Annotated in this window: 18 protein-coding genes; 4 read left to right on the forward strand and 14 right to left on the reverse strand. The window is 47.2% G+C overall.

Annotated features, from left to right (window positions below):
- Positions 1–9: 9 nt before the first annotated feature.
- From ASF12_RS28065 to ASF12_RS28085, 5 genes are all read right to left on the reverse strand, one after another.
- The gene (locus tag ASF12_RS28065) at positions 10–1,746 is read right to left on the reverse strand and encodes a sensor histidine kinase (RefSeq protein WP_056041769.1); all 1,737 of its coding nucleotides are present in this window, start codon (positions 1,744–1,746) and stop codon (positions 10–12) included.
- A 470-nt stretch (positions 1,747–2,216) separates the two neighbouring features.
- Complete coding sequence (gene uidA, locus ASF12_RS28070; protein ID WP_056041771.1) at positions 2,217–4,016, reverse strand: beta-glucuronidase; 1,800 nt, start codon at positions 4,014–4,016, stop codon at positions 2,217–2,219.
- Between the two features lie 68 nt (positions 4,017–4,084).
- A complete protein-coding gene (locus tag ASF12_RS28075; RefSeq protein ID WP_056041773.1) occupies positions 4,085–5,437 on the reverse strand; it encodes an ABC transporter substrate-binding protein in 1,353 nt (450 codons plus the stop codon).
- A 27-nt stretch (positions 5,438–5,464) separates the two neighbouring features.
- Positions 5,465–6,295: a carbohydrate ABC transporter permease gene (locus tag ASF12_RS28080; protein WP_046229276.1), complete on the reverse strand. Its 831-nt coding sequence runs from the start codon at positions 6,293–6,295 to the stop codon at positions 5,465–5,467.
- A 13-nt stretch (positions 6,296–6,308) separates the two neighbouring features.
- Positions 6,309–7,262 (reverse strand): carbohydrate ABC transporter permease, encoded by a 954-nt coding sequence (locus tag ASF12_RS28085; RefSeq protein ID WP_327204955.1) that lies wholly within the window; start codon positions 7,260–7,262, stop codon positions 6,309–6,311.
- 188 nt (positions 7,263–7,450) lie between these two features.
- Here ASF12_RS28085 and ASF12_RS28090 point away from each other — a divergent pair, with 188 nt between their 5' ends.
- The gene (locus ASF12_RS28090; protein ID WP_056041775.1) at positions 7,451–9,256 is read left to right on the forward strand and encodes a sensor histidine kinase; all 1,806 of its coding nucleotides are present in this window, start codon (positions 7,451–7,453) and stop codon (positions 9,254–9,256) included.
- Positions 9,249–10,853, forward strand: coding sequence for a response regulator transcription factor (locus ASF12_RS28095; RefSeq protein WP_056041777.1), 1,605 nt, complete (start codon positions 9,249–9,251; stop codon positions 10,851–10,853). Before ASF12_RS28090 ends, ASF12_RS28095 begins: the two co-directional genes overlap by 8 nt.
- Positions 10,854–10,975: 122 nt before the next feature.
- Here the strand turns inward: ASF12_RS28095 and ASF12_RS28100 are convergent, their stop codons facing one another.
- The 9 genes from ASF12_RS28100 to ASF12_RS28140 all read right to left on the reverse strand — a co-directional run bounded on the left by ASF12_RS28100 (position 10,976) and on the right by ASF12_RS28140 (position 23,470).
- Complete coding sequence (locus ASF12_RS28100) at positions 10,976–11,914, reverse strand: glycoside hydrolase family 43 protein (protein WP_162241943.1); 939 nt, start codon at positions 11,912–11,914, stop codon at positions 10,976–10,978.
- A 13-nt stretch (positions 11,915–11,927) separates the two neighbouring features.
- Positions 11,928–12,377, reverse strand: coding sequence for a MarR family winged helix-turn-helix transcriptional regulator (locus tag ASF12_RS28105; protein ID WP_056041780.1), 450 nt, complete (start codon positions 12,375–12,377; stop codon positions 11,928–11,930).
- A 210-nt stretch (positions 12,378–12,587) separates the two neighbouring features.
- Positions 12,588–13,256 carry an NAD(P)H-dependent oxidoreductase gene (locus ASF12_RS28110; RefSeq protein WP_056041782.1) on the reverse strand — a complete coding sequence of 223 codons (669 nt, stop codon included), beginning with the start codon at positions 13,254–13,256 and terminating at the stop codon, positions 12,588–12,590.
- Positions 13,257–13,495: 239 nt separating this feature from the next.
- Positions 13,496–15,763, reverse strand: coding sequence for a helix-turn-helix domain-containing protein (locus ASF12_RS28115; RefSeq protein WP_056041783.1), 2,268 nt, complete (start codon positions 15,761–15,763; stop codon positions 13,496–13,498).
- Between the two features lie 210 nt (positions 15,764–15,973).
- A complete protein-coding gene (locus tag ASF12_RS28120; RefSeq protein WP_056041785.1) occupies positions 15,974–17,491 on the reverse strand; it encodes an extracellular solute-binding protein in 1,518 nt (505 codons plus the stop codon).
- Positions 17,492–17,528: 37 nt separating this feature from the next.
- Positions 17,529–18,410, reverse strand: coding sequence for a carbohydrate ABC transporter permease (locus ASF12_RS28125; RefSeq protein WP_056041787.1), 882 nt, complete (start codon positions 18,408–18,410; stop codon positions 17,529–17,531).
- Between the two features lie 21 nt (positions 18,411–18,431).
- The gene (locus ASF12_RS28130; protein WP_056042076.1) at positions 18,432–19,340 is read right to left on the reverse strand and encodes an ABC transporter permease; all 909 of its coding nucleotides are present in this window, start codon (positions 19,338–19,340) and stop codon (positions 18,432–18,434) included.
- A gap of 379 nt (positions 19,341–19,719) precedes the next feature.
- Positions 19,720–19,878: a type ISP restriction/modification enzyme gene (locus tag ASF12_RS36700; protein ID WP_162241946.1), complete on the reverse strand. Its 159-nt coding sequence runs from the start codon at positions 19,876–19,878 to the stop codon at positions 19,720–19,722.
- 826 nt (positions 19,879–20,704) lie between these two features.
- On the reverse strand, positions 20,705–23,470 hold the full coding sequence (locus ASF12_RS28140) for an adenosylcobalamin-dependent ribonucleoside-diphosphate reductase (protein ID WP_056041792.1): 2,766 nt from the start codon (positions 23,468–23,470) through the stop codon (positions 20,705–20,707).
- 302 nt (positions 23,471–23,772) lie between these two features.
- Here ASF12_RS28140 and ASF12_RS28145 point away from each other — a divergent pair, with 302 nt between their 5' ends.
- Together ASF12_RS28145 and ASF12_RS28150 are read left to right on the forward strand one after the other, a co-directional pair.
- Complete coding sequence (locus tag ASF12_RS28145) at positions 23,773–25,623, forward strand: SNF2-related protein (RefSeq protein ID WP_081419099.1); 1,851 nt, start codon at positions 23,773–23,775, stop codon at positions 25,621–25,623.
- Positions 25,616–26,815 carry a YqhG family protein gene (locus ASF12_RS28150; protein ID WP_056041794.1) on the forward strand — a complete coding sequence of 400 codons (1,200 nt, stop codon included), beginning with the start codon at positions 25,616–25,618 and terminating at the stop codon, positions 26,813–26,815. The genes ASF12_RS28145 and ASF12_RS28150 overlap by 8 nt, the downstream gene beginning before the upstream one ends.
- Positions 26,816–26,843: the final 28 nt, after the last annotated feature.

A 26,843-nucleotide genomic window follows, 5' to 3' on the forward strand; every position in this document is an offset into this window, starting at 1 on the left:
GTAGTATGATCATGAATGTCCAGCAGCGGGCATTGGCAGCGACATCGTTACGATAGCCCCGCCGCCGCTCTGATTGTTCTCGAAGGTTATCGCTGCGTCCGATTGATAGAGCAGCCTCAGCCTGCGCTTAATATTCCAAATGCCGACATGCTCGCCCTCTTCGCTTATTTTTTCCTCATCGGCATGCAGACTACTCAGCACTTCTTCGGGAAAACCGGAGCCGTTGTCTTTTATCGTGATTACAATACGGTTCCCGTTATCCGACTCCAGCAGCGCTGCAACAACCTCAATTGTAATTGGCTGATCGATATCAACCGCATGTTTAATGGTATTTTCAACGATTGTCTGAATGACAAGAGGCGGAATTTCAACCTCCTTCACTTCGTCCTTCATTTCGATGCTGCTGCTCAGCGAGTCAGGAAACCGAAGCTGCTGGATACGCAAATAATTGGCAGTATGCAGCAGCTCTTCTTTTAACGGTACGACATATCGGTTCGTTCGAAACATGTAACGGAAGTAGACGACCAGACACTTCGACATTTCCTGAATCAGCTTGTAATCCTTGACCGTTGCCAAATTGTAAACAATGTTTAACGAGTTCAAAAAAAAGTGCGGATTAATTTGCAATTGAAGCAATTGAAGCTCCGACTTCTGATGGTTTAATTTTTCTTCATATACATCGATCTTCAGTTCGCGAATTTCCGCAATCATACGATTGAAAGTTTCATTAACGATTTCAAATTCGGTGGACGTACTGCTCTGATGCAGTCTTGTACCCCAATGACCGTCTCTCGTCTTCCTCATCGCCACGACCAACTGCTTCATCGGCTTAAGAAACACATAGCGTATAAAAAATAAAAATACGACAAAAAAAACGACAGCACCCGCCGTTATGAATGAGGATACCCTCTGTAGAAAAGGAAGCTTTTGCTGAATAACATCATCCGGCACAAGCGCCATAAGTTTAAAATCGCCTTTGTCCGACGATTCATCCATCATTAAAAATGATCTCTCCTTGCCCGTTATCGTATACGCTTCTGAGGAGCTTGCCAGTTCAATGCCTTCCCTCTCGATCATCTCGCTTTGGCTCATTGGCTTGAGTTCGCCCGTCGTCAGCAGTGCGGCTCCCGCTTCGCCGAGATCGATCAGATTTAAAGGCACCATCAGCTTATTGCTGTTAACCCACGCCCCGACATACACCCCCCCGCTGCGTATAAGACGCAGCAGCGCATAATTATGGTTACGTCCTTCCCACACATGCCAGTCAGGACCGCTGTAGGCCCCCGGCTCCCCCTGCAGCATCTGCATAATTTCCTGTTTGGTTGCGTCCCGTTCTTCAAACGATGAGCCGAACTGCTGGGTCATAATAAGCTCACCGTTTGTTATCGAATAAACAAAAAAGAGATCGATTGAACGATGTACGCTACTATCTGTCATAATCGTATTGAACAGTCGCAATTTGCTCATCATATAGGTCGTTTCGTTATTTTGTCTCGGCAATTGAAATCCGATCAGATCGGTATCATTTTCCGTAAAATCGAACAAATACTCATCCACTTCATTCAAATTGCGGTCGATTTCATTCATATACAGACTGAGCAGATTTTTGTTCGATTGGGCGACCTGATTACGGACAACCCCCACTGAATAAATGCTATTCACAATAATGACGATTACAAGCGGAACGATCATAAAGAGGATACTGGCAAACATTTTAAACCGCAGCGAATTTAGATATGCACGCATCAGGCATCTGTCCCTTCAAGCTGATTAACTCGTAGTTTTCGTAGCGAAATATTCAGTCTCTTTCAAAGCTGCAGCAGTCGCCTATCCTAATTGTACCCCCAAATCCTTCATAACGCTTTTGTTATGACGACCTAAACATTATGAAAATCGGACTAGAACCGGACTTCCTACCGGAATAGAATGAAACGAATGATGCAAGCAGCTATGTGAAAAAGAGAAAGCGCCCCTATCTTTGAGAAATGGTGTTTGGCTAAAACAACATCGCTCAGAGAGAGGAGCAACTTTAAGGTGAAGTCTATCACAAAAATCTCAAATTTGAACACGGAATTTCCTGTCATAAATGCATAACAAGAAAAGCAATCAGGCCAGCCCGGTCTTGGTTGCTGATGCCAAAACCGGGCTGGCCTGATTGCTTCAGGTGTAGGGTTCATTAATGACACTACTCATCGTCGTCGTCGTACATAAGCAATTTAGCTCTTATAATAATAGTCTGGAATGGCTTCCCACCGTTTCTTCAGCTCGTGCGCCGCTAATTTTGGTTTGCGGTCACGCGTAAACACCCCTTTTTTATTCCCTTGAACGCGGAAGATGCCCTGACTGGTGCTGAAATCGGCAAAGTTCCATACATGCTCGCCGACAAAATTGCTGCACTCGTCGAAAATCTCATGATTTGCCCGTAAAAATTCGGTCTGAAATTCCTCGGTAAACATGACGGGATCAACATCATGGAAGCCTGCGATCGTATCCGCGCCATATTCCGTCATGATGATTGGCTTCTCTGGGCAGCGCTTCCTCCAGCCTTGGAGCTCCTGGCGGAGTCTCGATTTAGCAATCTCCCATTCCCCGCCTTCAACGTACCAGCCGTAATACCGATTCAAGCAGAGAACATCTACCAGATCCGATACCTTGCAATGCTCCGGGCTCCCTTCCTGAAGCGTCACCACTGTGACGGGACGTCCTTGCGGGTCGCATTCCTTCGCATATCGGAGCAGCGGCTCGAAATACTCGCGCGCCCCTTCCTCGGAAGTCGCAGGCTCATTGGCGATGGACCACATCACAACGCATGCATGGTTCTTGTCTCTCGCTATCAGCTCGCGAATGGCTTCCCGATGCGCTTCATAGGTTCTCAGCTCTTTCCATGTGTCCCGTCGCTTCCCACCCGTCAGCGTTGGAATGAAATTCAAATGCAGACCGACGGCAGCCACCTCGTCGATAACGACGAATCCTTCCCTGTCAGCCAGTCTCATGATTTCTTCCGAATATGGATAATGGGATGTACGGAACGAATTGGCGCCCATCCACTTCATCAATCGAAAATCCATGACATTCGCCGCCTCGTTGATGCCACGTCCATGAATCGGCGAATCCTCGTGTTTGCCGAAGCCCTTGAAGTAGAACGGTTTTCCATTGATTAGGAATTTGCCGCCCGCCACTTCCACAGTCCGGATGCCAAAGGGTTGATCATACTCATCGATGATTTCTCCTCCTTGAACTAGCTCCACCTTTAACGTGTACAAATAAGCATTCATAGGCTCCCAAAGCTTAGCATCCGCCAGCAAGAAGCTCCCTTGCGCCCCTTCTCCTTGGGCAACGATGCTTCCCGCTTCATCTAGGATATGGATACGCACGTCGGACTCTCCGGTGCTGTCAATCTTGCAGCTCACTTCCGCGGAACCGTCATCCTTGACGCTTGATATAATCTGTACATCTTGTATATAGCTTTGAGGTGTCGTGTAAATTTTCACAGGACGATGCAGCCCCGCATAGTTAAAGAAATCGAAATTGGGATTATTCCGAGCGACTTTGCCCACTCCTTCAATATCGCGCTCCACGAAATGTCCCACGGGCAGCGTCGATTCGTCCAAAATATTATTGACGGCAACTGTCAGCCTATTTTTATGCGGCAACAGATGACCGTTCAGTTCCACTTCGAACGGTGTAAAGCCGCCCGTATGCTCTACGGCCAGCGTTCCATTGATATACACCTTCGCTTCATGGGTGGCCGAGCTGAATCGAAGAACGATTCGCTGCGAGGCCAGCGTCTTTGGAATAATGATATCCCGTTCGTACCAAACCCATCCTACATGATTTCGTATTTCGGCGTTCACGCCGATATCGTTATAGGAAGACGGAACAGCCATCGCAATCGTGTCGCTTAGCGACTGCATCTGCCATCCTTCCAGTAAACCGATTCCGGGATCTGTTTTGAAATTCCAAATGCCGGACAAATCGATAACGCTGCGAGAAGACGTATTAATAGGGTATAGCATCCTTATCACTCCTCATAATGGATAATAGATGTGCAGCGCGAATACCCATCCGCGCTGCACAGAACCTTTTACTGCTTGGAATCAATAATTTTCTGAACCTTTTCTTGTGTATTGCGAATCGTCGTATCAATGTCGACGCCGGATAACATCATTTTGTCGAATTCCTCCAGGAACACCTTTTCTAACTCCGCATGGTAAGGAACAGCGACAGCTGGGGTGGCCTGCTTCGTGTTTTCGAGAACGTACATCAAGGATTCCTTATCGATTTTTTCAGGCGTTTTCGTGCCCGCAATAATGTTGTCTACAACCTTGTTCAGATCGGCTTTTTTCCACGCTGGGAAGTTCTTGCCCTGCAGGACGATTCCTTCCGTAGTGAACCAGCGGATAAAGGTGTAAGCAGCTTCTTTATGCTTGGACTTGCTGTATATGCCAAATACGTCGCCACTGACGTTGCCTGTGAGCGGATCCCCTGCGTTCATCGTCGGAAGTGGTGCGAACACGGTTTTGAACGTTGCAGGTACTTGCTCCGTTCCCCCTGCTTCCGGCACCAAGAAAGATGCCATCGTAATCATGCTCGTATCCTGGTTGAAGTATTGTGGACGGTAATTTAGCTTCTGGCTCACAATTTCTGAGTAAGGCGTCGCCGAGCCTTCTCGTTCCCCTTGCAGGCGAACTTCCAACGATTTCCTTATTGCAGGAGTATCGATGTTTGCTTTCAAGCCATCGTCCGTCGTGAGATTAGCTCCGGTAGTCGATTGCCCCATATTCTGAATGAAATAACCGAATTGAATCCAGCTGTGGAAATAGGTGCCGTATTGCGTTTTGCCGTTTGCCGTCGTCGTCATCGCCTTGGCATACTCCATATACTGGTCCCAGGTCCATTCCTTCGGAAGCTCCAGTCCCGCTTGCTGGAGTCGGCTCTCATTGATGAAAACCATAGGTGTAGAAAGCTTGCCTGGCAAGCCATAGGTTACATCTTTGATTCGTGTGTCCGTGGAGTACTCGTCCGCCAGAGAGAAACCTTCCTTCTCTATATACGTATCAACTGGCTCTAACAAGCCGAGCTCGGCGCGCTGGCTGAGAAATGCCATGTTACTAAACATAATAACATCCAGATCGTCGCCAGAAGCCGCGGCTAAATCCAGCTTTTTATAATATTCATTCGAGTTGTTGTCTTCTGCGGAGTTGAACTCCACCTTGATCCCAGGATGTTTCTTCTCGAACTCCTCGATTACGATATCCCAATTATCAGCTTTCTTCGGATACCAAGTATGCAATTTAATGGTGACTGCCCCGTCTGAAGAGCCCTTGCTTCCCGTCTCCTCCGCCGTACTATTGCCGCCTGCCCCCGAGCATGCTGATGTTGCAAGGGCAACCAAAACCGAAACGACAGTCGCCTGAATCCATTTTTTCTTTAACATCGAAATTCCCCCTTGAATAATAGTTTTCTATCCTTTGACACTTCCCGAGGCCACGCCTTCAATCACTTGTTTCTGGCCTACAATGAAGATGATCAACAGTGGCAAGATCGCAGAAACGGCTCCCGCCATCATAAGCGAATAAAACTCTCCATTAAAATCGGCAAACTTCCGAATCCCCAGCTGAAGCGTGAACAAGGCTTCAGAGCGCAGGAAAATAAGTGGATTCTGATAATCGTTCCATGTCCAAATGAAACGCAGAATCATATAAGTCGCAAGCGCCGGCTTAACTAACGGCAGCCCGATCCGAAAGAAAATAATCCAATGATTCGCGCCGTCGATTCGCGCAGATTCGATAATCTCATTATGGACGCTCATGAAGAACTGGCGCAGCAAGAACGTGCCTAATACTCCCGATGCTGCAAGCAATACAAGACCGAAATGGCTATCGAATAGACCAAGCCAGCGAAACATCATAAATTGCGGAACAAGGATGGCCTGAGAAGGAATCATGTAAGTAGCCAGCACTAAGATAAACATAGCTTCCCGGCCTTTGAAGATCACCTTGGAAAATCCATAAGCGGCCATAGCCGAAATGATTAACGACAATGCGGTAGCCATCAGTGTCACTTTAATGCTATTCAAGTAATAAAGAGTGAATGGAACAGCACCTGACCAGACTTGTGTGTAATTTTCTATCATGTACCATGTTTTCGGAATCCATTGTATGGGGTATGTCATAACCTCCAATTCAGGCTTGAACGAGGCCGATAACATCCAAATGAATGGCAGGATAAAAAATATCCCGACGATTCCCATTAGAGCCGTGACGATCAGACGGCTCGCGCTGACGGATTGCATATGTGTATTCCCCCTAGTAATTTACCCATTTCTTCTGACCCACCCATTGGATAAGTGTCACGAATAAGATCAGCAGCAGCAGCACGATCCCCATCGCAGACGCATAGCCGGATTGCAGGTTAACAAACGCCGCTTCGTAAAGGTAATAAACGATGACCGATGTAGAGCCGGCAGGGCCGCCGCTGGTCAACACCATAATGAGATCGAAAACCTTAAACGAGCCAACCACACCTGTAATAAGCAAAAAGAAGGTTGTCGGAGAAAGCATGGGCAAGGTAATAGTGAAAAACTGCCTCAGAGGAGAAGCTCCATCTACATCGGCCGCCTCATAAATATCCTTTGGAATCCCCTGCAAGCCTGCCAAATAAATGACCATATTAAAACCAAGCGAAGTCCAAACCATAATAATCATGACTGCAATCAGTGCGAATTGCGGGTCCGCCAGCCAAAGTGGCGGATTCTCAATGCCTATCCCCCGCAAAAATCCGTTAATTGGTCCGCTGTTGGGATGGAACAAGACTCGCCATAATAAAGCGATTGCCACGAAACTTGAAATGAAAGGCATAAAGTAGATGACTTTGAAGAAATCTTTAAAGTAGGTTGCTTGGTTAATCAAAGCCGCGAGCACCAGCGCGAAAAGCATCGATACGGGAACAACCGCGATCATGATGACATTGTTCCGAAGCGCTCGATGGAACCCTTCATCATGCAGCAAATTATTATAATTCTCAAATCCGATAAAATTTAGCCCATCGAGCCCTGCAATGAAGTTCCACTCGGTAAAACTTATCAACCCTGACAAAATGATCGGGATAACGACCAGCGTCATAGTCAACAACAGCATTGGCAAAATAAATAGATAACCATTAATCATGTCGTAAAACCCTTGCTTGCGGATTCGGAGAGCCTTGCCTGTTTTCGCCCCCTGATCCAAACCATTTCTCGTTGTCTGCTCCAAATTTGCCACCTCACTGTCCTCTATGTCTTCCTCATTATAGGTGCCGCGTTCCATGCAAACATGCAACGATTTTTTCTATAGCAAAAAAGATTTGCGATATTTTTTCCCTCATTGCAAAAAATGTTGAATGAATCGTTCATCAGCATGCTGTAGTATGGCTTTATAAAGAAGAATGGCAACGAGGGGTGCACAACATCATGCGTGTTATATTAAAGCTAAAACATTTATCCTTGCGGCAAAAGCTGATTCTGACATCTATTGCCTGTCTGGTATTGCCTACGGTAGCTATGCTGTATATTAGCAGCTACTACTCCAAGTTAATTATTCGAGAGCACACCCTTGAGAAAGCAACGCAATCCCTTGCCATTGTACAATCTCAAGCCAATGCAATTATGGAGGAGCTTGTGTCTATCTCAAATTTCGTCCAATTCGATCCCGAGATTAAAACCTTGCTGGAGGAAGCCCAGGATCATCCGATTGCTGCTAGACAACTAACGACCCGGCTAGAGCAGATTGCGGGAGAGAAGCCTGATTTACGGCTTACGCTGCTGACAAGGGATGGCCGCGCTTATTCCGATTATTCCTTTTACGATTTCGAGCCACAGCAATTTACTCAGCAGGACTGGTTCGCCAAGGCATCCCGACTGATGGCATACGAGACGTTGTTTTTGGGTGGATTGCGGAACTACTTGCCGCCGCTGGATCAAGATCAAGGATATGTTTATTTGACGGCTCGGGCTTTGACGGAGGCTGTTGATCAAGCCCCCTTCGCTTATTTGATTGTCAGTCGAACGGAAGACTCCATTCGAGATCTGTTCGCTGGCTTGGAAGAAGATGTTTACCTGCTGAGTGACGAAAATATCATTCTATCCAATCGAAACGCCGACGTAATTGGTCAGCCATTCCACACGATCATGAACGAGGAGACAAGCTCTTCACCAAGCTTTATTCACCTGCGAGGAGAGAATCAAATTCATCTCTCGCTTCCACTCCGTTATGCGGACTGGAGACTGGTAAGTCTGGCTCCTTACGAGCAGCTTACCGGTAAATTAAATACCTTCTATCAGTCCGCCTTATTGCTTCAATCGCTGTTTGCCATCTTTTTCTTATTTGCTTTGACCTATCTATTGGGTAGATTCACGAAACCGGTTCGATTGCTGGGCGAGGCGGCCAAGAAGGTGGAATCCGGGGATTTGCAATACCGCTCCAATATTCGCGGCCGTGACGAGATTGGGCGGCTCGGACGCTCATTCGACATGATGCTGGATCGGATTCAGCAAATGCTCCAGCAAGTTGAGATCGAACAACAATTGAAGAGGCAAGCGGAAATGGCGATGCTCCAGGCGCAAGTACATCCGCACTTTTTGTTCAATGTCCTAAGCTCCATACGCTTGAAATTATTGTTAAAGCATGATGAAGACACCGCTCATGCGGTCGGCTCCTTAGCCTCGCTGCTGCGGGCAAGCTTGATGAGGCAAAATGAATTCGTAACGCTGTATGCCGAGATTGAAACGACGATGCAGTATATTGATTTAATGAAATTTACAATGAGATTCCCGACCGAGTGCCACCTAGACATTCAGCCAGACCCGTTAACCATAACGGTGCCTAGATTTATTTTGCAGCCAATCATCGAAAATGCTTATAAGCATGGATTTACGCAGAGCGGCGGTATCATCACGATTAAGGTAGCCACGGATGCTCATATGCTGCGTATCACAATCGCAGATAATGGTCTGGGCATGACACCAGAGACGCTTCAGACTTTGAAAGATCGATTCAATGTTCAGAAGCGGGACGTAATTGAGAGGATGATGGCGGAGGAGCGTACAGCCGCCTCAGGAATTGGATTATTTAATGTGTACAGCAGGTTGAAGTTGATTTATAGTGACCGTTTTGAGATGAACATTCACAGCGTGTACGGCGAACAGACGACAGTCGTATTAATATTCCCTGCTGCTGAGCCAGCCGAATCTGTAGAGGTAGGTGAACACCATGTTTAAAGTTGTTATTGCAGACGACCATTACCCCGTGCTTGATTATTTAAGCAATATCATTCCTTGGTCCAAGCTTGGCTTTGAGCTTTCCGCGCTCTGCTCCAATGGAGGTGAAGCATGGGAAGCCTGCCAGAACCAACAGCCGGACATTCTTATTACGGATATCGGTATGCCAGTGATGGATGGTCTTGATCTCATCGAGAAGGCGCGCGAGGCAAATCCTCGTTTGAAGACCATTATTTTATCCTGTCACGAGGATTTTCAATATGCCCAAAGAGCCGTTAAGCTTAACGTCAACGATTATATCCTGAAGGAAAGCCTTCGCATGGAGCATGTCGTTACGGTTCTGCAGCAGCTTGCTTGCACGTTAGCCGAAGAGAAACAAGCCGAGAACAACCGTCTCCAGCTGCAGAACGTCGTGCAGCAAAATCTGTCCGCCATTCATACCCGATTTATTCGCAAGCTGCTGGAGCAGCCGATATGGAACGAAGCGGAGTGGAACGACGAAGCAGAAAGGATGGGCATCCACCTCCGTGATGGCATGCCATACCTGCCTGTTGCGGTGCTGCCGGAGCGCTCCTTCGAGCTCGCAAGCCGGTTTGGCGGAGCCATGAATATGCAATTTGTCATCGACAACGCCTTGCAGGAATTGGTTCAATACGAAGGTGTTATCTTGCTTGTACCGAACGAACGCCAATACTTCCTTCTGTTTCCTTTCCCGGCCACATTGAAACGTAATCTTCATGAGGACATCCGCTCCGAGCTGAAGCGTGTTCAACAATTAGTGTACCGACATCTCAGTATTGGGATATCATTCTATCGTGGTGATGTGGCTCGGGATTTCCTGCAATTGAAGAAGCAATTACAAGATTTGATGAATGTGAAGATGTTCCGTTTCTATGCAGGAGAGCTCGTCTTTGCGGAGCTGCGGCCGCTCCAAACGACGAAAGAAGATTTGTTCCTGCATTATGCCAAGGCCTTTCAGGAGCTGAAGGACAGCATGCTTGGGGGAGAAAGGGCGCTCATCCAATCTACGGTGAAGCGATGGGGAGCATTCATTCAAGATCGTGTTTATCCAGTCGAATCTGTGAAAAGCTGGGTACTAAAAATGGCATTGGAGCTAGAGCTCAAATATACGGTGATGCAAAACTTCGTGATCAACTTCAACAGTGAGCTGCAGCAGCAGCAAATCGCTTCTATCGAAACGCTGAATCATCTTTTGGAATGGCTTCAGAACTTTCTCGAAGAGAAAGCTACCGATATTCAGATGCTGCGCGACCATACGGTACGGAGGGAGATCGCGGAAGCCCAGCGCTACATTCAAACCCATATTGGAGAGAAAATCGCAATGGATGAGATGGCCCATCGGTTGAATCTGAATCCGTCGCACTTCAGTCGTATTTTCAAGCAGGAAACCGGGGAAACCTTCGTCGAATTCGTCACGCGGACGAAGATGGAGAAAGCGAAAGAGCTATTGAATCAGTCCGACATGACCGTGGTAGAAATTGCGGAGCAGCTAGGCTACGAGCATACCAGTTACTTTATTAAGCTGTTCCGCAACGCCTCCGGCATGTCTCCAAACGAGTTTCGTAAATCAATGTGATCACATACAACTTAAAAAATAACCCCATTAAATATAGAATCCAGCTCATATGCGAGCTGGATTCTAATAAGATTATTTAATCAGCAGATTCTACCATAAAAAAGAAAGAAATTTATGCTTAGTCATCCCCACTTAGCCAGGATAGCATCGTACTCACTCTGAGTGACCGGCATCACCGTTCCATGGCGTTTCTTTAAACGACCAAAAGAATATTCTTCTGCCGCCGGCTTCCGCCAGCACTTCCCGGTTGTATCGCCGATATTCGTTGTAACGAGTGGCAAGTAGCCACGATTCGTTCCATACTGATCAACAAGAAGCCCCCACTTCTCTTCGCCGTTAAACTTGAAAAACTCTGGACCCTCTACATCCTTTCCAGTTAGTCCCAGACCTAATGACTCAAGTGTAGAAATAACTTTCCATTCCCCCATAAGTCGCTCGCTGGATTCGATCGTGATTTGCCCATCGCCCGAAGCTCGATAATACATACCGCCTGCTTTAATAATAGTGGTGTCGATAATCGTACGCTCTTCACCTCGAGTGATGTACAGTTCAGAAGGTGTAAAGGTTCGAAAATCCCGTGTTTTGCTGGCGTAGATGTGCAATCCTTTTTCCTTGCCGTTACTGGACACCATGCTGGAAGCCCAGAAAACCAGGTAATCATCTTCCTCTTCATCATAGATCGCTTCCGGCGCCCAGGCACAGCCCGCTTCCTTTGGAGCGACCTTAACCATTCGAGGCTCAGACCAATTTACCAGATCGGACGACTCCCAAATCATGAGGGAGCGGCTTCCAGTGACCGTTGCTTGAGACCCTTGCCAACCGCCGCGATGATAGATACTAAGATCAGTAGCCATTAAATAGAATTTGTTGCCGTCGATGCTACGAAGCAAATACGCCTTTAATAAATCGTTCAGAAATTGCATTGATGAAATTTGCAGCAAAAAAAGACCTAATTCAATAAAGTGCGTAGAACCGCAATTTGGGTGCACCCCTTCGAATATAGATCTTGCAAGCCTGAACAGTATACAGGTTTCTTGAAATAGGAAAAATAAGCTGCACAACGGCTGGATTTACCTATTGACGGCATTCGCTCGCCTTAATCTCTTTGACATTCTTATTTAATTTTGATAATACTGCCCTAAAAGCAACAAGTTCTTCTTCACCAATATCAGCGAGCAATGCCCTTGCAAAACTCTCTTTCTCTCTTTGTGCATTTTCAATTAAGTGTCGCCCCTGTTCTGTTAGTCGGACTAGAATTATACGGTTATCATCCTCTTTTCTTCTTCTTAATATAATCTCGTTTTCTTCAAGCTGTTTAATATGTCTAGTAACGGCTGACTTATCAATGGTCACTTTTCTTTGCAAATCACCTTGACTGATTTCGAACTCTTGGTAAATTAATGAGAGTATTTCAAAACGAGATTGACTGATACTAATGCAGGCATCAAATGAGGTATTAATCGTTTTGTTTACACCATACATTTGGAATAAAATTGCGGCTTCCTGAGCCCAATCTGTTTTCAAGAAACATCCCATCTTTCATTAAATAGATATTTGGCAAATTTTTTTGACAATGTATTAGACACTATACCGCTTAATTTCTTTTTTTACAAGCAGCTAGGCAGCTCGCCTATGCTCCACAAAAACATGTATAGCTTATGCCTGTTCCATAAAAAAAAGCCGCTCTAATAGCAGCTTCTTTTACTTCGTCTAATTAAATTATACTTTGTTTGTTTATCTCCACTCAACGATGTCACTCAGGATTTGCCTTGTTTTTGGACGTTTAGGCTCCTCTAGCCGATATCCGAAAGCAACTAGGCAAGCTACCCCAAATTCGTTATTATGAATAATTCCCTCTTCTTCAAAAATAGCAGCCACCTTCTCTCGGTCGATGCCTTCAATTGGGCATGAGTCAATCCCGATTTGAGCCGCAGCTGTCATCATATTACCGATAGCAATATAACTTTGTTTACATGCCCATTCAAAAATGAGCTGGTCATCATCTTGAAGTTCTGTTTCAGTAAACGTTTTATAAATGCTGGAAACAAATCGGGCAATGTCTTCCGGCATATGTTGAATATCCTGCATCATTTTGTTTACGTAAGGAGAATCGAATCTAAGCCCGCTTTGTTTTCTAGCCAAAACAAACAGTAAATGGCTAGCAGTCGAAAGCTGTCCCTGAGCGCCGCTAGAAACCGGTCTTAATTTTTCACGAAGCGCAGAATCTTGAACTACGACAAACTTCCATGGTTCAAGACCAAATGAACTTGGTGATAATCTGCCCGTTTCCAAAATGAATATAAAATCATTATCGGGGATCTGTTTGGCTGTATCAAAGTTTTTACATGCAAATCTAAATTCATAAGCCTTTAAAATTTCTTGTTTTTTTTCTTCGGTATTCATACAGAACCATCCTCCATACATGCTTTTTTTATTTGCCTGAAAAACTTAAAAGCGTTAATCTTTATATTGTTTATACATCAACCGTTTACACATCAACTGTTGATGTGTTAACAAGCGTTCTTTTTATTTTGGATGCTAAAGGGGATGCTTTCTGATACAAAAAAGGTGAGGACTGGTTTAATTACAGTCCTCACCTTTACGCGAAAAAACGAAGTCATTACTTCATTTGATAACCGATTTTAACCTTCCTCTCTGTACTGCCCCGGTGTCTTGCCCACAAGCTTGCGAAAGGAACGTATAAAATTGGCAGAATTATTATACTGCAGCCGTTCGGCGATTTCTACAATCTTCAGGTCGGACTCCTTCAGCCATTTCTTCGCTATAGCAATCCGATGCTGTGATAGATATTCCCCGAAATTAATGCCCGTCTCCTGACGGAACACACGGCTCACATAATGCGGGTGATAGTTGATGCGCGAAGCGCATTCCTCTAGCGTAAGCGCCGAATCAAATTCTCTTACTATAATATCAATTATTGCATCGGAAATATGCTTGAATTGAGAGTCCCGGCGAGTGCCTAACTCCTGGATATATGGCAGCACGAATATGGACCAGAACCAGTGCTCCATCTCCTGTACGTTTCGAAGCTTGAACAGCGACTGAATTAACGCCGCTTCATCCTCCGGAATCCGCTCCATTGGAATAGATAACTCCTGTCCAAACTTGAGAAGGGCAATCAGAAGCCGCAGCAATGACAATTGATAATCACGATGCTGCTCTTGAGGCCAAAACAACTCGCCAATTAATTGCTTCAAAGCGGCTTCTGCCTGCTCCTCATTTCCAACCCGGATTGCATCTAACAAGGCTTGCTCACCCACAATCGGATATCTGTTCAAATGACTCTTCTGCGGCTGCACATCTTCAATAAACAGGATCGATTCCTGCCCTAATCCTACTCTGGCCTTAAGGGCGGTCGTTGCCTCGTGAAGGGCTTGCTGCGTCTCTGCAAACGACACGAACGGACGGCTAATACCGATACTGATTTTAATCTCCAAGTACTGGTATATGGCCTTCTGAATTTCGTCTAACAAGTTGAAAATCTGCTCTTTAAAGCGCTCTCCCGTCTGCAAGGAACCGATCAGCGTCACTTGGTAGTCCGATTTGACAATCGGCTCCAGCCTTTGCTCGGAAAGAATCAATTCGCCAACGATGTTGTTAATAGCAAACATCAGCAAGTCCCGATTTCCTTCCGCGTATCTCGTATCCTTAAGCGTATCGATTTGAATCGCAACGACGCACATAGATGGCCACGGCTGCTCCAAACCATACAAGCTCAGCTTCTCTAAAAAATCATTAGGCTGAATCGTGCCGCCAAATAACTTTTGCATAAAAAATTCTTTAAGCTGCGTTTGCTGCCCCTTCAACTCATTCATAATAAGAGACTGATTACGAATCAAATAGTCAACGCGTTCGCCGATTACCTGAAGCTCACCGCTCGACTTCACCTTTTCATTCATTGCAGGAACAACTGTTAAAGAAGAATATAGGGATTGAATCGGACTGTACATTTTTTTGGAGCCAAACCAAGCAACGATGAGCGTTACGAGCAGAATAATCAAGCATACGAGCATGGTAATCCAGCCGATTATTTTATTTTGCTCGTTTACCTGCTCATTGGAAATGACGGATACATAGCTCCATCCGTTATAGGGGGATTTACGAAAAGTGACCGTAACTGCCTCTCCGTACCGATTAGTCGCGTATTGACCGATAGTTTCATTCGTATCGATAAATGATTTCAGATAGGGTTCATCCACGATTCGGCTTCCCAGTTTGTCGTGGTCACGGTGAACAATAATCGTGGCATTCTGATCCACGATAAATGCGCTGCCGAACTTACTGTTCAAAAACTCGTCCATATTTTTCATCACATCGGAGGACAATACCACACAAATAATACCTGTCGGGTTGGGAGAGTTGAACGGATACTTTTTCACAAAATAAACGGACTGGAACGAATCAGGGAATTCTACTGATCCGCTGCTCCAGAACGAGCCCTTCGCGTTCCGTGAAAACGATTCTAGTACTGGCCTAAATTCAGGAAAACTGTACTCGTTTACGCCGCTGCTCGAAACGATCCAATCGTTGTTCAGGCTAAATAGAAACACTTCCTTGATGCCTAGCTCATACGTTTGAATCTGCGAGATGCCTTTATATAGCTCTTGCACCAATTGGAAATCATGATTGGATAAACTTCGATTGAAAGCGCTTGTAACATTTTGCGACTGGAGCAGCTGTGTTGCAGAATTATCGATCGTCCTGAGTGTTTGCTCCGTACGCACCTGCATTTGTTTTAACAGCAGCTTGTTGCTCTCGTCCACTTTTTCCTGCACCGTTCTGGAGGCGTTAAAATAAGCGAACGTACCTAGCGTAATAACTGGAAGCGTACCGATTAATATAGACAACAGCATCAGCTTCAATAAATAAGACGGGGACCGGAATCTCATAATGCCTCCAATTGGTCGTTTCCTGATATTCCTTAAAGTGTACAAGAAAACTCCTTATTTAGCCATCATGCAGCTCCTGACTTCCCATACGTTCCTGTAACCTTCCGCATCCATTATTCATGCAAAACGACTAGCAAGTCAGTCTCCGTTTTGATTGTTCTTGATCTAATTAATGCTTCATTGCATTCGGCTCTGAGCTTTGCTCTTAAGTCATTTCCCAGCCTGCTTGGCGTATTCGGCGTTCATTTCTTCAATCACTTTGCTGCCGCCGCTTTGAAGCCATTGCTTGACCGCACCGTTCCAATCGTCCTCGTTGATCGCGCCCATAATGAATTTCACGGTTGCATCAGCAATGATTTTGGACAACTCCTTGCCTTTCTCAATATCCGTGTTTGAAATAAACGGCGCAGCAGGGTTTGGCACGGCGAACGTCGCATTGTCCTGAAACAATTTCGAACTAAGCAGTTCCAGCTCTGTCCCGTAATTGACAACCTCATCCTGTAGAATCATAAATTGACCGCCGTCGGTAATATCTGCTCTGAGCTTCGCATCTGAACTCGGAGTATACACGCCATTCTCTAGCGTATATTGCTGGCCATCAATACCGTATTTCATCAGGTTCTGATTTTCCTTCTCAGACACTTTATCAAAGTATGCCAATATTTGCTCTAGTTCTGCTTCCGTTTTGACGCTTGTTTTCGGAATCATATACATGCCGAGATAACCAGAACCAGCGCGCGTACGATCACCCAACGATCCTTCGATACGGTTAAGCAAGTTGATTTTGGCATTGGGAACGACCTTCTTGATGTTGTCCTCAATGTTTTTACCGTCTAGCATATTATCGATCCATAGCCCTGCATGGCCTTTATACATGACCGAACGGCCGTCCTGAACGGTTGCGAAGTCCTGATTAATGATTTTTTCGTCGTACAGCTTTTTGTAAAACTTCATTGTATCCAAATAGGCTTGCGTCATATGAGCTGGAACGAGCTTGCCATCCTGAAGCTCCCACTCGTTAGGTCCGCCCATATAAACGAGAATGTCTTTGAACCCTGCGATGTTGTTTCCTTGCATGCCAACAGCGAGTCCAATCGTATCCTGCTTGGCATTTTTGTCTGGATCTCCGGTTGTAAAGGCTTTCAGAACATTGTAAAGCTCATCGACGTTTGTAGGCGCTTCAATCCCCAGATTGCTAAGCCAATCTTGGCGGATCATCAGCCCGAAGCGAGCGAGATCACGTTCGCGATACAAGCCGTACACTTTCCCGTCAATCGAAACGTTGCTTAAGACGAGCTCCGACATTTTGCTTAGGTTTGTATAATTCTTCAGGTACGGATCGACTTCCCAGAACATGCCAGAACGGGCGGCGTTAACGATGTAGGAGGCTTTCGGCTCCAATGCCACGAACGTTTTTGGCAATTCGCCGGATGCGATAGTAGCGCTGAGCTTATCCGTATAAGAGGCGGATGGAACCCAGGAGACGCTTAGCTTCGCGCCTGTTTGCTCCTCCAGCATTTTCAGAACAGAACTATTGGCCGGCATTTGCTCCGCACTGTAGGTTGGGAGCATCATTGTCAGCTGAAGCGGTCCTTGTGCATCTCCTGAATTGCCGCCGCTTTGCGGATTTCCATCATTGTTTCCTCCGCAGGCCGCAACGGTCAGCGCGATTGCGACCAGCAATGCCCCTGCTTTCGCTAATCTTCTTTTTTGATATTTTCTGTTCATACTTGCATCCTCCCTTTATCTAAATACTATTATATCTTCATCCCTTAACCGAGCCTAGCAATACCCCTTTTGCAAAATGCTTTTGCAAGAACGGGTATACAAGCAGAATCGGAAGAGTTGAGACCACGATTACCGCCATCTTCACAGCTTGATCCGGTGGAGCGACATAGTCCGTTTCCATTGTACTGGAGTCCCCAATACCGCCCGAGGCCAGGATGACGATTTGCCGCAAGAGCACCTGGATCGGCCACTTGGTATGGTCATTAATGTAGAGAACCGCGTTAAAGAACGTATTCCAATGGCCAACCGCATAAAATAACGAAAAAGTCGCGATAGCGGGCATGGATAGCGGCAGCACGATTTTAAGAAAAATGCCAAGATCGTTGCAGCCGTCTATTTTAGCCGATTCCTCCAGCCCATCCGGCAGCTGTTGAAAAAAATTGCGGATAATAATCAAGTTAAAGGCGCTGATCGCTCCGGGAATAAGCAAGGCCCAATAGGAATCGATCATGCCGAGCTCCTTCACCACGAGGAACGTCGGAATCATGCCGCCGCTGAACAGCATGGTGAAAACAACCAACATCAAGATCGGCTTTTGAAAATCCATATCCTTGCGCGCTAAAGGATAAGCCATCAAGCATGTGAAAAAAAGGTTAATCAGCGTGCCTACAACCGTAATATAAACCGTTACCAGCAGGCTTCTGACAAGTGTTTGAGTAGAAAAAATGTACTTGTATGCATCCAAAGAAAATTCAGTCGGAAATAAAATAAAGCCTCGCATTAACAATTCCTTCTGGGTAGCAAATGAGCCTGCAATGACATAAATGAACGGAATGACAGTCATTAAAGCGAACACAAGCAGTAGTACAACGTTCACGCTATCGAAAATCCGGCTCCCCCAGCTTTGTTTAATTCGCATGGTGGTTTCACGCTCCTCTCTCTAATAGATGCCTTCTTCTCCGAATTTTTTGGCTAGTCGGTTGGCCACAACGACAAGGATCAGACCAACAATCGACTTAAATACGCCTACCGCCGTGCTGAAGCTGTATTGTCCTTGGCTGATTCCGACGGAGTATACGTACGTATCGAACACCTCTCCAACCTCACGGTTCATGGCGTTAAGCATAAGGAAAATCTGCTCAAAGCCCGTGTCGAGAAAGTGGCCGAGACGCAAGATGAGCAAAATAATGATGGTGCTGCGAATGGCCGGCAGCGTAATATGCCAAAGCTGGCGAAGCCTGTTCGCTCCGTCCATCCGGGCCGCTTCGTAGAGCTGAGGATCCACGCCGGACAATGCCGCAAGGAAAATGATCGTGCCCCAGCCTGTTTCCTTCCACATGACCTCAGCCGTAATAATCGTCCGGAACCATTCATTGCTAACGAGAAAATTAATCTTTTCGCCTCCAAAGCGGACTAGCAGCTCGTTCATAATGCCGCCTTCCGTCGTCAGGAACATGTAGGAGATACCTACGACAACAACCCAAGACATAAAATGCGGAATGTAAATGAGCGTCTGCACGATACGCTTTGTAAATTCCAATCTCAGCTCGTTGAGCATAAGCGCAATAATAATCGGCAGCGGAAAGAAAAAAACAATGTTGTAAGTCGCAAGAATGAGCGTATTCCGAAACAGAATCATAAAGCTGGAATCGCTGAACAAACGCTCGAAATGCTTCAACCCTACAAATGGACTGTTCCAAAAACCGAGAAAAGGCTGAAAATCTTGAAAGGCGATGAAGATTCCGTACATCGGCCAGTACTTAAATATAAGAAAGTACAATAATCCGGGGAAAACCATCATATAGAGCCACCGATTCCGCATAAGTCTGCCGACCAATGTAGACGACATGGATGTCCTCAGCGCAGGGACTCGCACTGACTCTGTATTTCTTTTTAACATGCTGCTGCCTTCCTTTCTTTGCATATGTAATTGAATCTGCAGCCTCATCATACGGGGCAACCGTAATTGCCGTCGATAGTCCCTACTTGATCTAATTGGCCAGTTATGTGCCATTTCTGCTGTAATTGCAGGGCATTGTCATTAGTTGAGGTCGCTGTCTTTGGATGCTTTTTCGTGTTTTTGCCCATGAAAAAAGAGCCCGCAGTACGCAGACCCTTAATTTCATATCCCAACCTCACAACCGATTTGGGTGGAGTGAAGCATATCCAGCAACGTGAGCCCGATTACCGAGTCAAAACGATTTAAAATATTTTGTTGATGAATTTCTTCAATGACTTAAAAAAATTGAAACGCAACCGGAGATACTACTCGTTAATCTCTTACCGATAAATTGTACATAATATTCAATCGAATGCAAAATTCCATAGACGTAATAAAAAATGTCTTCCTTCGAAATAATTGTACTACTATATGTATAAAAAATAATTCACCACAACGAAATATTGATGTGTATTTCACTTGTGAGCCTACGACTATTATGCCAGGCAAGATCGAATTGCCATCTAGAAATAGAGAGCATCAAGTGATAAGACAAGGTCAAACACTTTATCCACTGTAATTTTTACCGATGATGTGTATGTTTATAATACTTATACTAAGAGAGGTGGTGAAGAAAATGAATTTAGATATCTTATCAAGTCAAGAATTGTTCTTTGTGTTCTCAAAGAATCGATCAGAAATTGAAAGACATAATGAGATAATGAAAACAGGTATAGATGTATTAATGAAGCAGGTACTCCAAGACGTGATTAATAAGTACCAATCAACGAACGATCTGGTACATGATGAATTAGGAAGGCGTGATTTATTGAAATACCTTCAGTAATCATGGACCTGCTGTCTTAGAAACAAAAGAGAGCACTAGTCAGTTGGGAGTGAAACTGATTGGTGCTTTCTCCTTATTAGTACATGGATTAATTACTCCCTGTTCGAGCGGAGGCGATTCATCTACTTGTGTCGTTGATGTGAGATTATCTATTAAAAATATATGCTGTAACCTTGAATTAAGCCTCTGCCTTAACTACCAATCGGCAAACCTAACCCCATTAATCCTGATTATGAAACCAGCCTGAAGCTGCTTAAGTGCTGCCGCTACAGTCTGGTTTTCACTTTGAATGTTTATGCACTCACATCTATCGACGCATAAATATATAGCATTGTGTATGCATTAGCTTATCTCAATATATATGACGAATATTTCTCACCTTTTATGCAAAATCACAATAAAACAAGACTTTATCTATAAGAAAGCTTTAATTACATCGGCTGTACCCGCAATTGCTGCACTGCTTGCAGCCTTCTATATTAATCAACGACGCTGACCCACAAGAAGGGCAAAGATCGAGCGAGCTTGCGCTGCTGCGTCTTTTTGCTGAGTCTGGAATGACGTTAGCAGCCGCTATTGATGCAGCTGTTGCGGATGAAACTACTTTTAAGCCCTTACTGGCTTCAGTTCCTTGAGCTGCTTCACGGCTTTCCTCTGACCGTTCCACATCCAACTGCTGCAGGTCAGTAGCCGCTATATGCTGCTCCAACGCCTTCGCCACAGCATCAGCAATCGATTCCACGCGGTTTGCGCCAAACCCAATCGCACCTGTGCCGCCGATCCCCTTCAAGTGCTTGATTAACAGCTCCACCTTATGACCATGATCGCCATAACGAAGGAAAAGCGAGCAGACGCGGCCCAGCGCTTCCGCCATGGCGAACACGTCGGAGCCAGCTTTGCCGACATTCAGAAAAATTTCGCCCGGCAAGCCGGAGAGATCATTGATCGTAATGTACGCCATGCCGAACGGCGTATTTACTTTGTAGGTGGCACCGCGCAGTACCTGCGGGCGATTTTTGTATGCTTTGTCCAGCGTTTTCGGACTAACAGCGGTTGTAGCTGTAGTCGTTGTTGAGCCTGCTGCATCCTGTACACTCTCAGCTCTTGGAGCATCTTGAGAAGCCATTCCCTCAATAATAGCATTGGCACCATGAACATTCAATCGAGCAGCTTTATCCTCGCTACCCGCTCCTGATAACGGCTGAGGCTCCACTTCCTTCTCTTGTTTTTTCTCCTTCTCATCCGTAGTCGACAGCACCTGCACATCCCTGCTGCCGTCGCGATAAATGGTCACGCCCTTGCAGCCAAGATCGAACGCCAGCTCATAAAGCTCCTTCGTCTCTTCCACTGTAAAGTCATTCGGGCAGTTCGCCGTCTTCGAAATCGAGCTGTCCACCCAGCGCTGAATTGCCGCCTGTACCCGAATATGATCCTTCGCAGACAAGTCCATCGCCGCTACAAAATAATCCGGCAGCTCCTCGCCAGGATGCGAATCCTTCCACTGCTGGGCAATCGGAACGAGCTGCTTGTCATAGCCAAGCCTGCTTTGGCGAAAATATTCAAAGGCAAAATACGGCTCAATGCCCGTCGAGGTGCCGACCATCGTTCCCGTGCTGCCCGTTGGCGCCTGCGTCAGCACCGTTACATTCCGAATGCCATGCTGCTCTACAGCAGCTCCAACCTCAGGATAGTGCGACGTCAAGCTTCGCATAAAGCCGCTTTGCAAAAATTTATCTGCCTCAAAGGCAGCAAAAGCGCCTTTCTCCGCCGCAATTTCCGTCGAAGCGAGATACGCCTCGCGGGCCATAAACCCATATAGCTTATCGAGAAAATCGAGAGACTCTGCGCTGCCATAACGGATTTGCAGCTTAATCAGTAGCTCCGCAAGCCCCATCGTGCCGAGCCCGACGCGGCGCTCGCGCTTCTGGTTCGCTTCATTTTCAGGAAAATGATACGGTGTGGTGTCAATGACGTTATCGAGAAAACGCACCGACCAACGCGTCACCTTCGCCAGCTCCTCCCAGTCGACATCATGCTGCTGCTCATTATAGAAACGCGACAGATTGACCGCTGAAAGATTGCAGACACCCCAGCCCGGCAGGCCCTGTTCACCACATGGATTAGTACTAGTAATCCGATTGAAATACCAGCTATTCGACATCTGATTATAATACTCCATAAAAACCACGCCGGGCTCTGCCGACTTCCACGCTGATTCAATTATCATGTGCCAGATATCACGGGCGCGGACCGTTTTGTACAAAATCACCTTTTTGCCAAGTGCCCGCCAAGCATCCAAATCCCCTGTCCAAAGCTCGTTGTACTGTGCATCCTTCGTATCGGGGAATACAAGCTCCCACTCTAAATCTTCCTTTACGGCTTTCATAAAAGCGTTGCTGACGCATACTGATAAATTCGCGTTCGTCACCTGGCCCATCGTCTGCTTGACTGTAATAAAATCCAGCACATCGGGATGCCAGTCGTTGATCATCAGCATTAAGGCGCCGCGGCGGCTGCCGCCCTGCTCAATCAACCCCGTCGTATAGCTGAACAGCCCTCCCCATGATACCGCCCCGCTTGATGCGCCATTTACCCCTGCGACAATGGCGCGGCGCGGGCGAAGCGACGATAGATTAATGCCAACGCCGCCCCCGCGCGCCATAATTTCCGTCATTTCCGTCAACGTCTTCATAATGCCGCCACGGCTGTCTGCCGGAGAAGGCAGCACATAACAGTTAAACAGCGTTAATTCCTCGCTGGCACCTGCCCCCGCTGCAATTCTGCCACCCGGCACGAGCTTCCAGTCGTCCAAAATATAGCGAAAACGTTCCGTCCATTCCGCCCGCTTCTCCTCGCTGCCCTCGACTCCGGCCACCGCCTTCGCCAGACGATCCCACATTTCCTCCGGCGCCTGCTCAATGGTCAGCGTCAGCTTCTCAACTGCAGCCGTTATACGCTCACCGTTTCGGAGCTGCACCTCCACCTGGTCCCCCTCACGGGCAACGATCTCTCCGACTTCCTTCGTCGGAAACTTCGGATCATCTTTTGTCAGCACCAGCACGATGTCTCCGGGCTTTGCGCTGTTGGAATCAGCATTTTTCCAGGCATAACGATCGAGAAAAATTTTCTCGCTGAGCCCCTCCAGCCTGCCGCTGCCTCTTCTATTTTCATTTAAGGTTTGTTTCTTCTCCATAAGTAACGCCGCCTCTCCTCACATTTGCAAAAACCCACCTATTTGCCCGCTAACACGGTGTCCCACAAATCCGATATATTGTGTCTAAATATCATTATAACATACTACATATTGTGTTTCTCCTTCATTTCCAGCCAAAAACGCCCAATTTTCTCGTTGGCCAAAGCCTGCGCTTTCCTTTGCTTGTCCTCACGCTTTTTTTGGCCCTTTCTTATGAATAGGCGATGAAAGGGCCATACTAGAAACAAAGATTGCAACCTACTCATTTTGTTCGATTGGACGATGAATGATTGGCTTTAACGATGAAAGGAGCTGCTCCCTTGTCTTTAGATAATAAACAACCGCTACACGGATCTTCCGCCGCTCCAGATGCTGCTCTCGTCACCCGCAAGCTTCATCCGCTCGTAGATTTGCAATATGACCGTTCCACCTTTGACGAGCTGCAAAACCGTATCGCCAAAAACGGGCCATGGGACGACTGGACGTTATATCAACTATCGATGGAGGCGGAGCAAGCAAAAAGAATTGAAAGCTTCGAGCAGCTGCAATGCTTGCGCAGTCTGCCAATGCTTGAACCGATGCCTCATCAAATCTCGACCGCGCGCAAGGTGCTGCATGAAATGGGCGGACGCGCCATTCTCGCTGATGAGGTTGGCCTTGGCAAAACGATTGAAGCGGGGCTTGTGCTGAAGGAATACATCGTTCGCGGACTCGTACGCCGTACGCTCATTCTTGTGCCAGCCTCGCTTGTGCTGCAATGGGTGCGCGAGCTGAATCAGAAATTCGGCATTTCCGCCGTCGCTCAGAAAAAAGCCCACACATGGCATTATGACGTCGTCGTCGCTTCGATGGATACGGCTAAACGCGATCCGCATCGCGACGTCATTCTCGGTACCGACTACGATATGGTCATCATCGACGAGGCGCATAAGCTCAAAAACAAAAAAACGACCAACTACCAGTTCGTCACCGAGCTGCGCAAAAAATATTGTCTGCTGCTCACCGCAACGCCGGTGCAAAACAATTTGGATGAGCTGTACAATTTGATCACTCTGCTCAAGCCTGGCCAGCTCGGCCGCCAAAGCGAGTTCGCCGCCAACTTTGTCGTTGACAAGCGTCTTCCGAAAAACGAGGAGCAGCTGCAAACGGCGCTGTCCAGCATTATGATCCGCAATCGCCGCGGCGACGGCGGCATTTCTTTTACGAAGCGTTTTGTGAAAAATATTCCGCTGCAGCTGTCAGCTGACGAGCAGGCGCTTTACGACGCCGTGACCGCCTTCGTGCATGAACGTTACGATGAGAGCGGCCCCGACCTGAGCAGCATGCTGTCCTTGGTCACGCTCCAGCGCGAAGTTTGCAGCAGCCGTGATGCTGTCTTCCTGACTCTCGTCAATATGTTCAAAAAGACGGCTGAGGATTCACCCGTCCGCGCAAAAATATGGGAGCTCGTCGAGTTTATCAAAAAAATTGAAGCCAATACGAAGGCGGAGAAGGCGCTTGAGCTCGTTAAGGAAATGAACGATAAAGTTATTATTTTCACCGAGTATCGGGCTACGCAGGAGTATTTGCTGCAATATTTCCGTTCTCACGACATGATTGCCGTCCCTTACAGGGGCGGGATGAACCGCGGCAAAAAGGATTGGATGATGGACCTGTTCCGCGGCCGGGCCCAAGTATTGATTGCAACAGAGGCGGGCGGCGAAGGCATCAATTTGCAGTTTTGCCACCATATGATCAACTTCGATCTGCCGTGGAACCCGATGCGCGTAGAGCAGCGGATTGGCCGCGTCCACCGGCTCGGACAAACCGAGGATGTCAAGATTTACAACCTATGCACCCTCGGGACGATAGAAGAGCATATTGTGCATTTGCTGCATGAAAAAATTAATATGTTTGAGCTTGTGATTGGCGAGCTGGATCATATTTTGGAGCGTTTTGAGAAAAAGGATGGCTCGCTGGAGCAGCAGCTTGCCCGCATGCTGCTCGAATCAGGCGGCAGCGAAACGGAGCTGCGCGAGAAAATTAGCGATCTCGCCTCCTCGATTACGCAAATTCGCGATGAAGTGCAGCAAGGCCCTGAGCTGCAGGCAAGCGCGCAAATAGTGTCACAAATGACAGCCCTCGGGCAGACGGTGGAGATTAGACATGAATGAGAAGCAGGTACACAAGTTTGTACAGCGATATTTGGAGGCGACGCAGTGCCAGGTTTTGGAGAAATCGCCCTGCCATTTCACCGTAAAACTGTCTCCTGATGCGGATCGGGAGCTGACGAACCGCCCGTACTACTGGAGCTTCGTTGACCGTACGAATGCCGCTCCCGAGACGATGACCTACCTGCTCGTAACCGACCGCGAAAAATATGACGCCGCTCAAGCCGGGACACTGCCCGCGCAGCAGCGCTTGCCGGGCGGTGCCGTTGGGACGGCGGACATAGTAGCTGGCGCTGCAGGAAACGCAGGTGCAGCAGCGTTTCCCGGTGCAGCAAGCAGCGTGAGGCCTGATGCGGGCATAGGCCCCGCAAATACAATTGCAAGTCCAACCGTCCACGGTGATACGGCAGGTTTAGCATCAACCTCGACGGCGCCAGCGAGTTCTGGTCCTGCAGCCGGCCCTGCCGAAAGTGCCGATAGCAGTGCCAGCACAGCGGCAGCCGACACGGGCCAAGCGGCAGCAGCTGATGCAGCGCTTGGCCGCTCGCTCGGCTTCGTGCACGGCAATATCAATCAGACGGGGCTGCGCATTCCGCGCGAGGAAATGTATTTCGGCTCGCGCAAGCTGGATCAGCTGTTTGGTGCGGCAAAATCGAAGGGCAGCTACGTCTTTCTTTTTCAAGAACCGGAACGCGGTGCCGCCTCTCCCTACAGCTCTACCCCTTACACCGCCTGGCTCGGCATCAATATGCGCGTAGAGTTCGCCTGCGACCGCAAGCGCGAGGAAATACACAGCTACGGCATTTCGCTGGCAACGGGGCATTGCACCGAGCAGTTCCATGATCGGCTTCAGCGCCTCAGGCTCACGCCGCGCCTGCCCGCGAACATTCATTTGGCGAAAAATGGCCTTTCCTTTAACAAGGCGCTGTCTATTATGGAGCAGGCGCTCGAACGCAAGCTGAAAAGCTACGATTATGAATGGGCAGGCGCCGCAACCGAGCGGCTGGAAGAGGAGCTGGAACGCATCCGGCTGTATTATGAGCCGTTAATTGAGCATGCGGCTGACGATGAGCTGAAGCAAAACGTACGCGAGCAGTACGAACAGCGCCAATCGGAAATTCGCTGGCAATATGAGCCCCGCGTGACGGCTTCCGCCATTAACTGCGGTATTTTCCATCTGGAAGGTATCGAATAGACGAAGATCAGACCCGATCCGCACCATT

Origin of the sequence: Paenibacillus sp. Leaf72, from assembly GCF_001422685.1 — a bacterium.
Classification (GTDB): Bacteria; Bacillota; Bacilli; order Paenibacillales; family Paenibacillaceae; genus Pristimantibacillus.

Coding starts and splice junctions, on each gene's coding strand:
- ASF12_RS28065 (WP_056041769.1), bottom strand. CDS start 1,746: ATGCGTGCATATCTAAATTCGCTGCGGTTTAAAATGTTTGCCAGTATC.
- ASF12_RS28115 (WP_056041783.1), bottom strand. CDS start 15,763: ATGAGATTCCGGTCCCCGTCTTATTTATTGAAGCTGATGCTGTTGTCT.
- ASF12_RS28120 (WP_056041785.1), bottom strand. CDS start 17,491: ATGAACAGAAAATATCAAAAAAGAAGATTAGCGAAAGCAGGGGCATTG.
- ASF12_RS28125 (WP_056041787.1), bottom strand. CDS start 18,410: ATGCGAATTAAACAAAGCTGGGGGAGCCGGATTTTCGATAGCGTGAAC.
- ASF12_RS28110 (WP_056041782.1), bottom strand. CDS start 13,256: ATGAATACCGAAGAAAAAAAACAAGAAATTTTAAAGGCTTATGAATTT.
- ASF12_RS28145 (WP_081419099.1), top strand. CDS start 23,773: ATGAAAGGAGCTGCTCCCTTGTCTTTAGATAATAAACAACCGCTACAC.
- ASF12_RS28095 (WP_056041777.1), top strand. CDS start 9,249: ATGTTTAAAGTTGTTATTGCAGACGACCATTACCCCGTGCTTGATTAT.
- ASF12_RS28130 (WP_056042076.1), bottom strand. CDS start 19,340: ATGTCGTCTACATTGGTCGGCAGACTTATGCGGAATCGGTGGCTCTAT.
- ASF12_RS28075 (WP_056041773.1), bottom strand. CDS start 5,437: ATGTTAAAGAAAAAATGGATTCAGGCGACTGTCGTTTCGGTTTTGGTT.
- ASF12_RS28090 (WP_056041775.1), top strand. CDS start 7,451: ATGCGTGTTATATTAAAGCTAAAACATTTATCCTTGCGGCAAAAGCTG.
- ASF12_RS28080 (WP_046229276.1), bottom strand. CDS start 6,295: ATGCAATCCGTCAGCGCGAGCCGTCTGATCGTCACGGCTCTAATGGGA.
- uidA (WP_056041771.1), bottom strand. CDS start 4,016: ATGCTATACCCTATTAATACGTCTTCTCGCAGCGTTATCGATTTGTCC.
- ASF12_RS28140 (WP_056041792.1), bottom strand. CDS start 23,470: ATGGAGAAGAAACAAACCTTAAATGAAAATAGAAGAGGCAGCGGCAGG.
- ASF12_RS28150 (WP_056041794.1), top strand. CDS start 25,616: ATGAATGAGAAGCAGGTACACAAGTTTGTACAGCGATATTTGGAGGCG.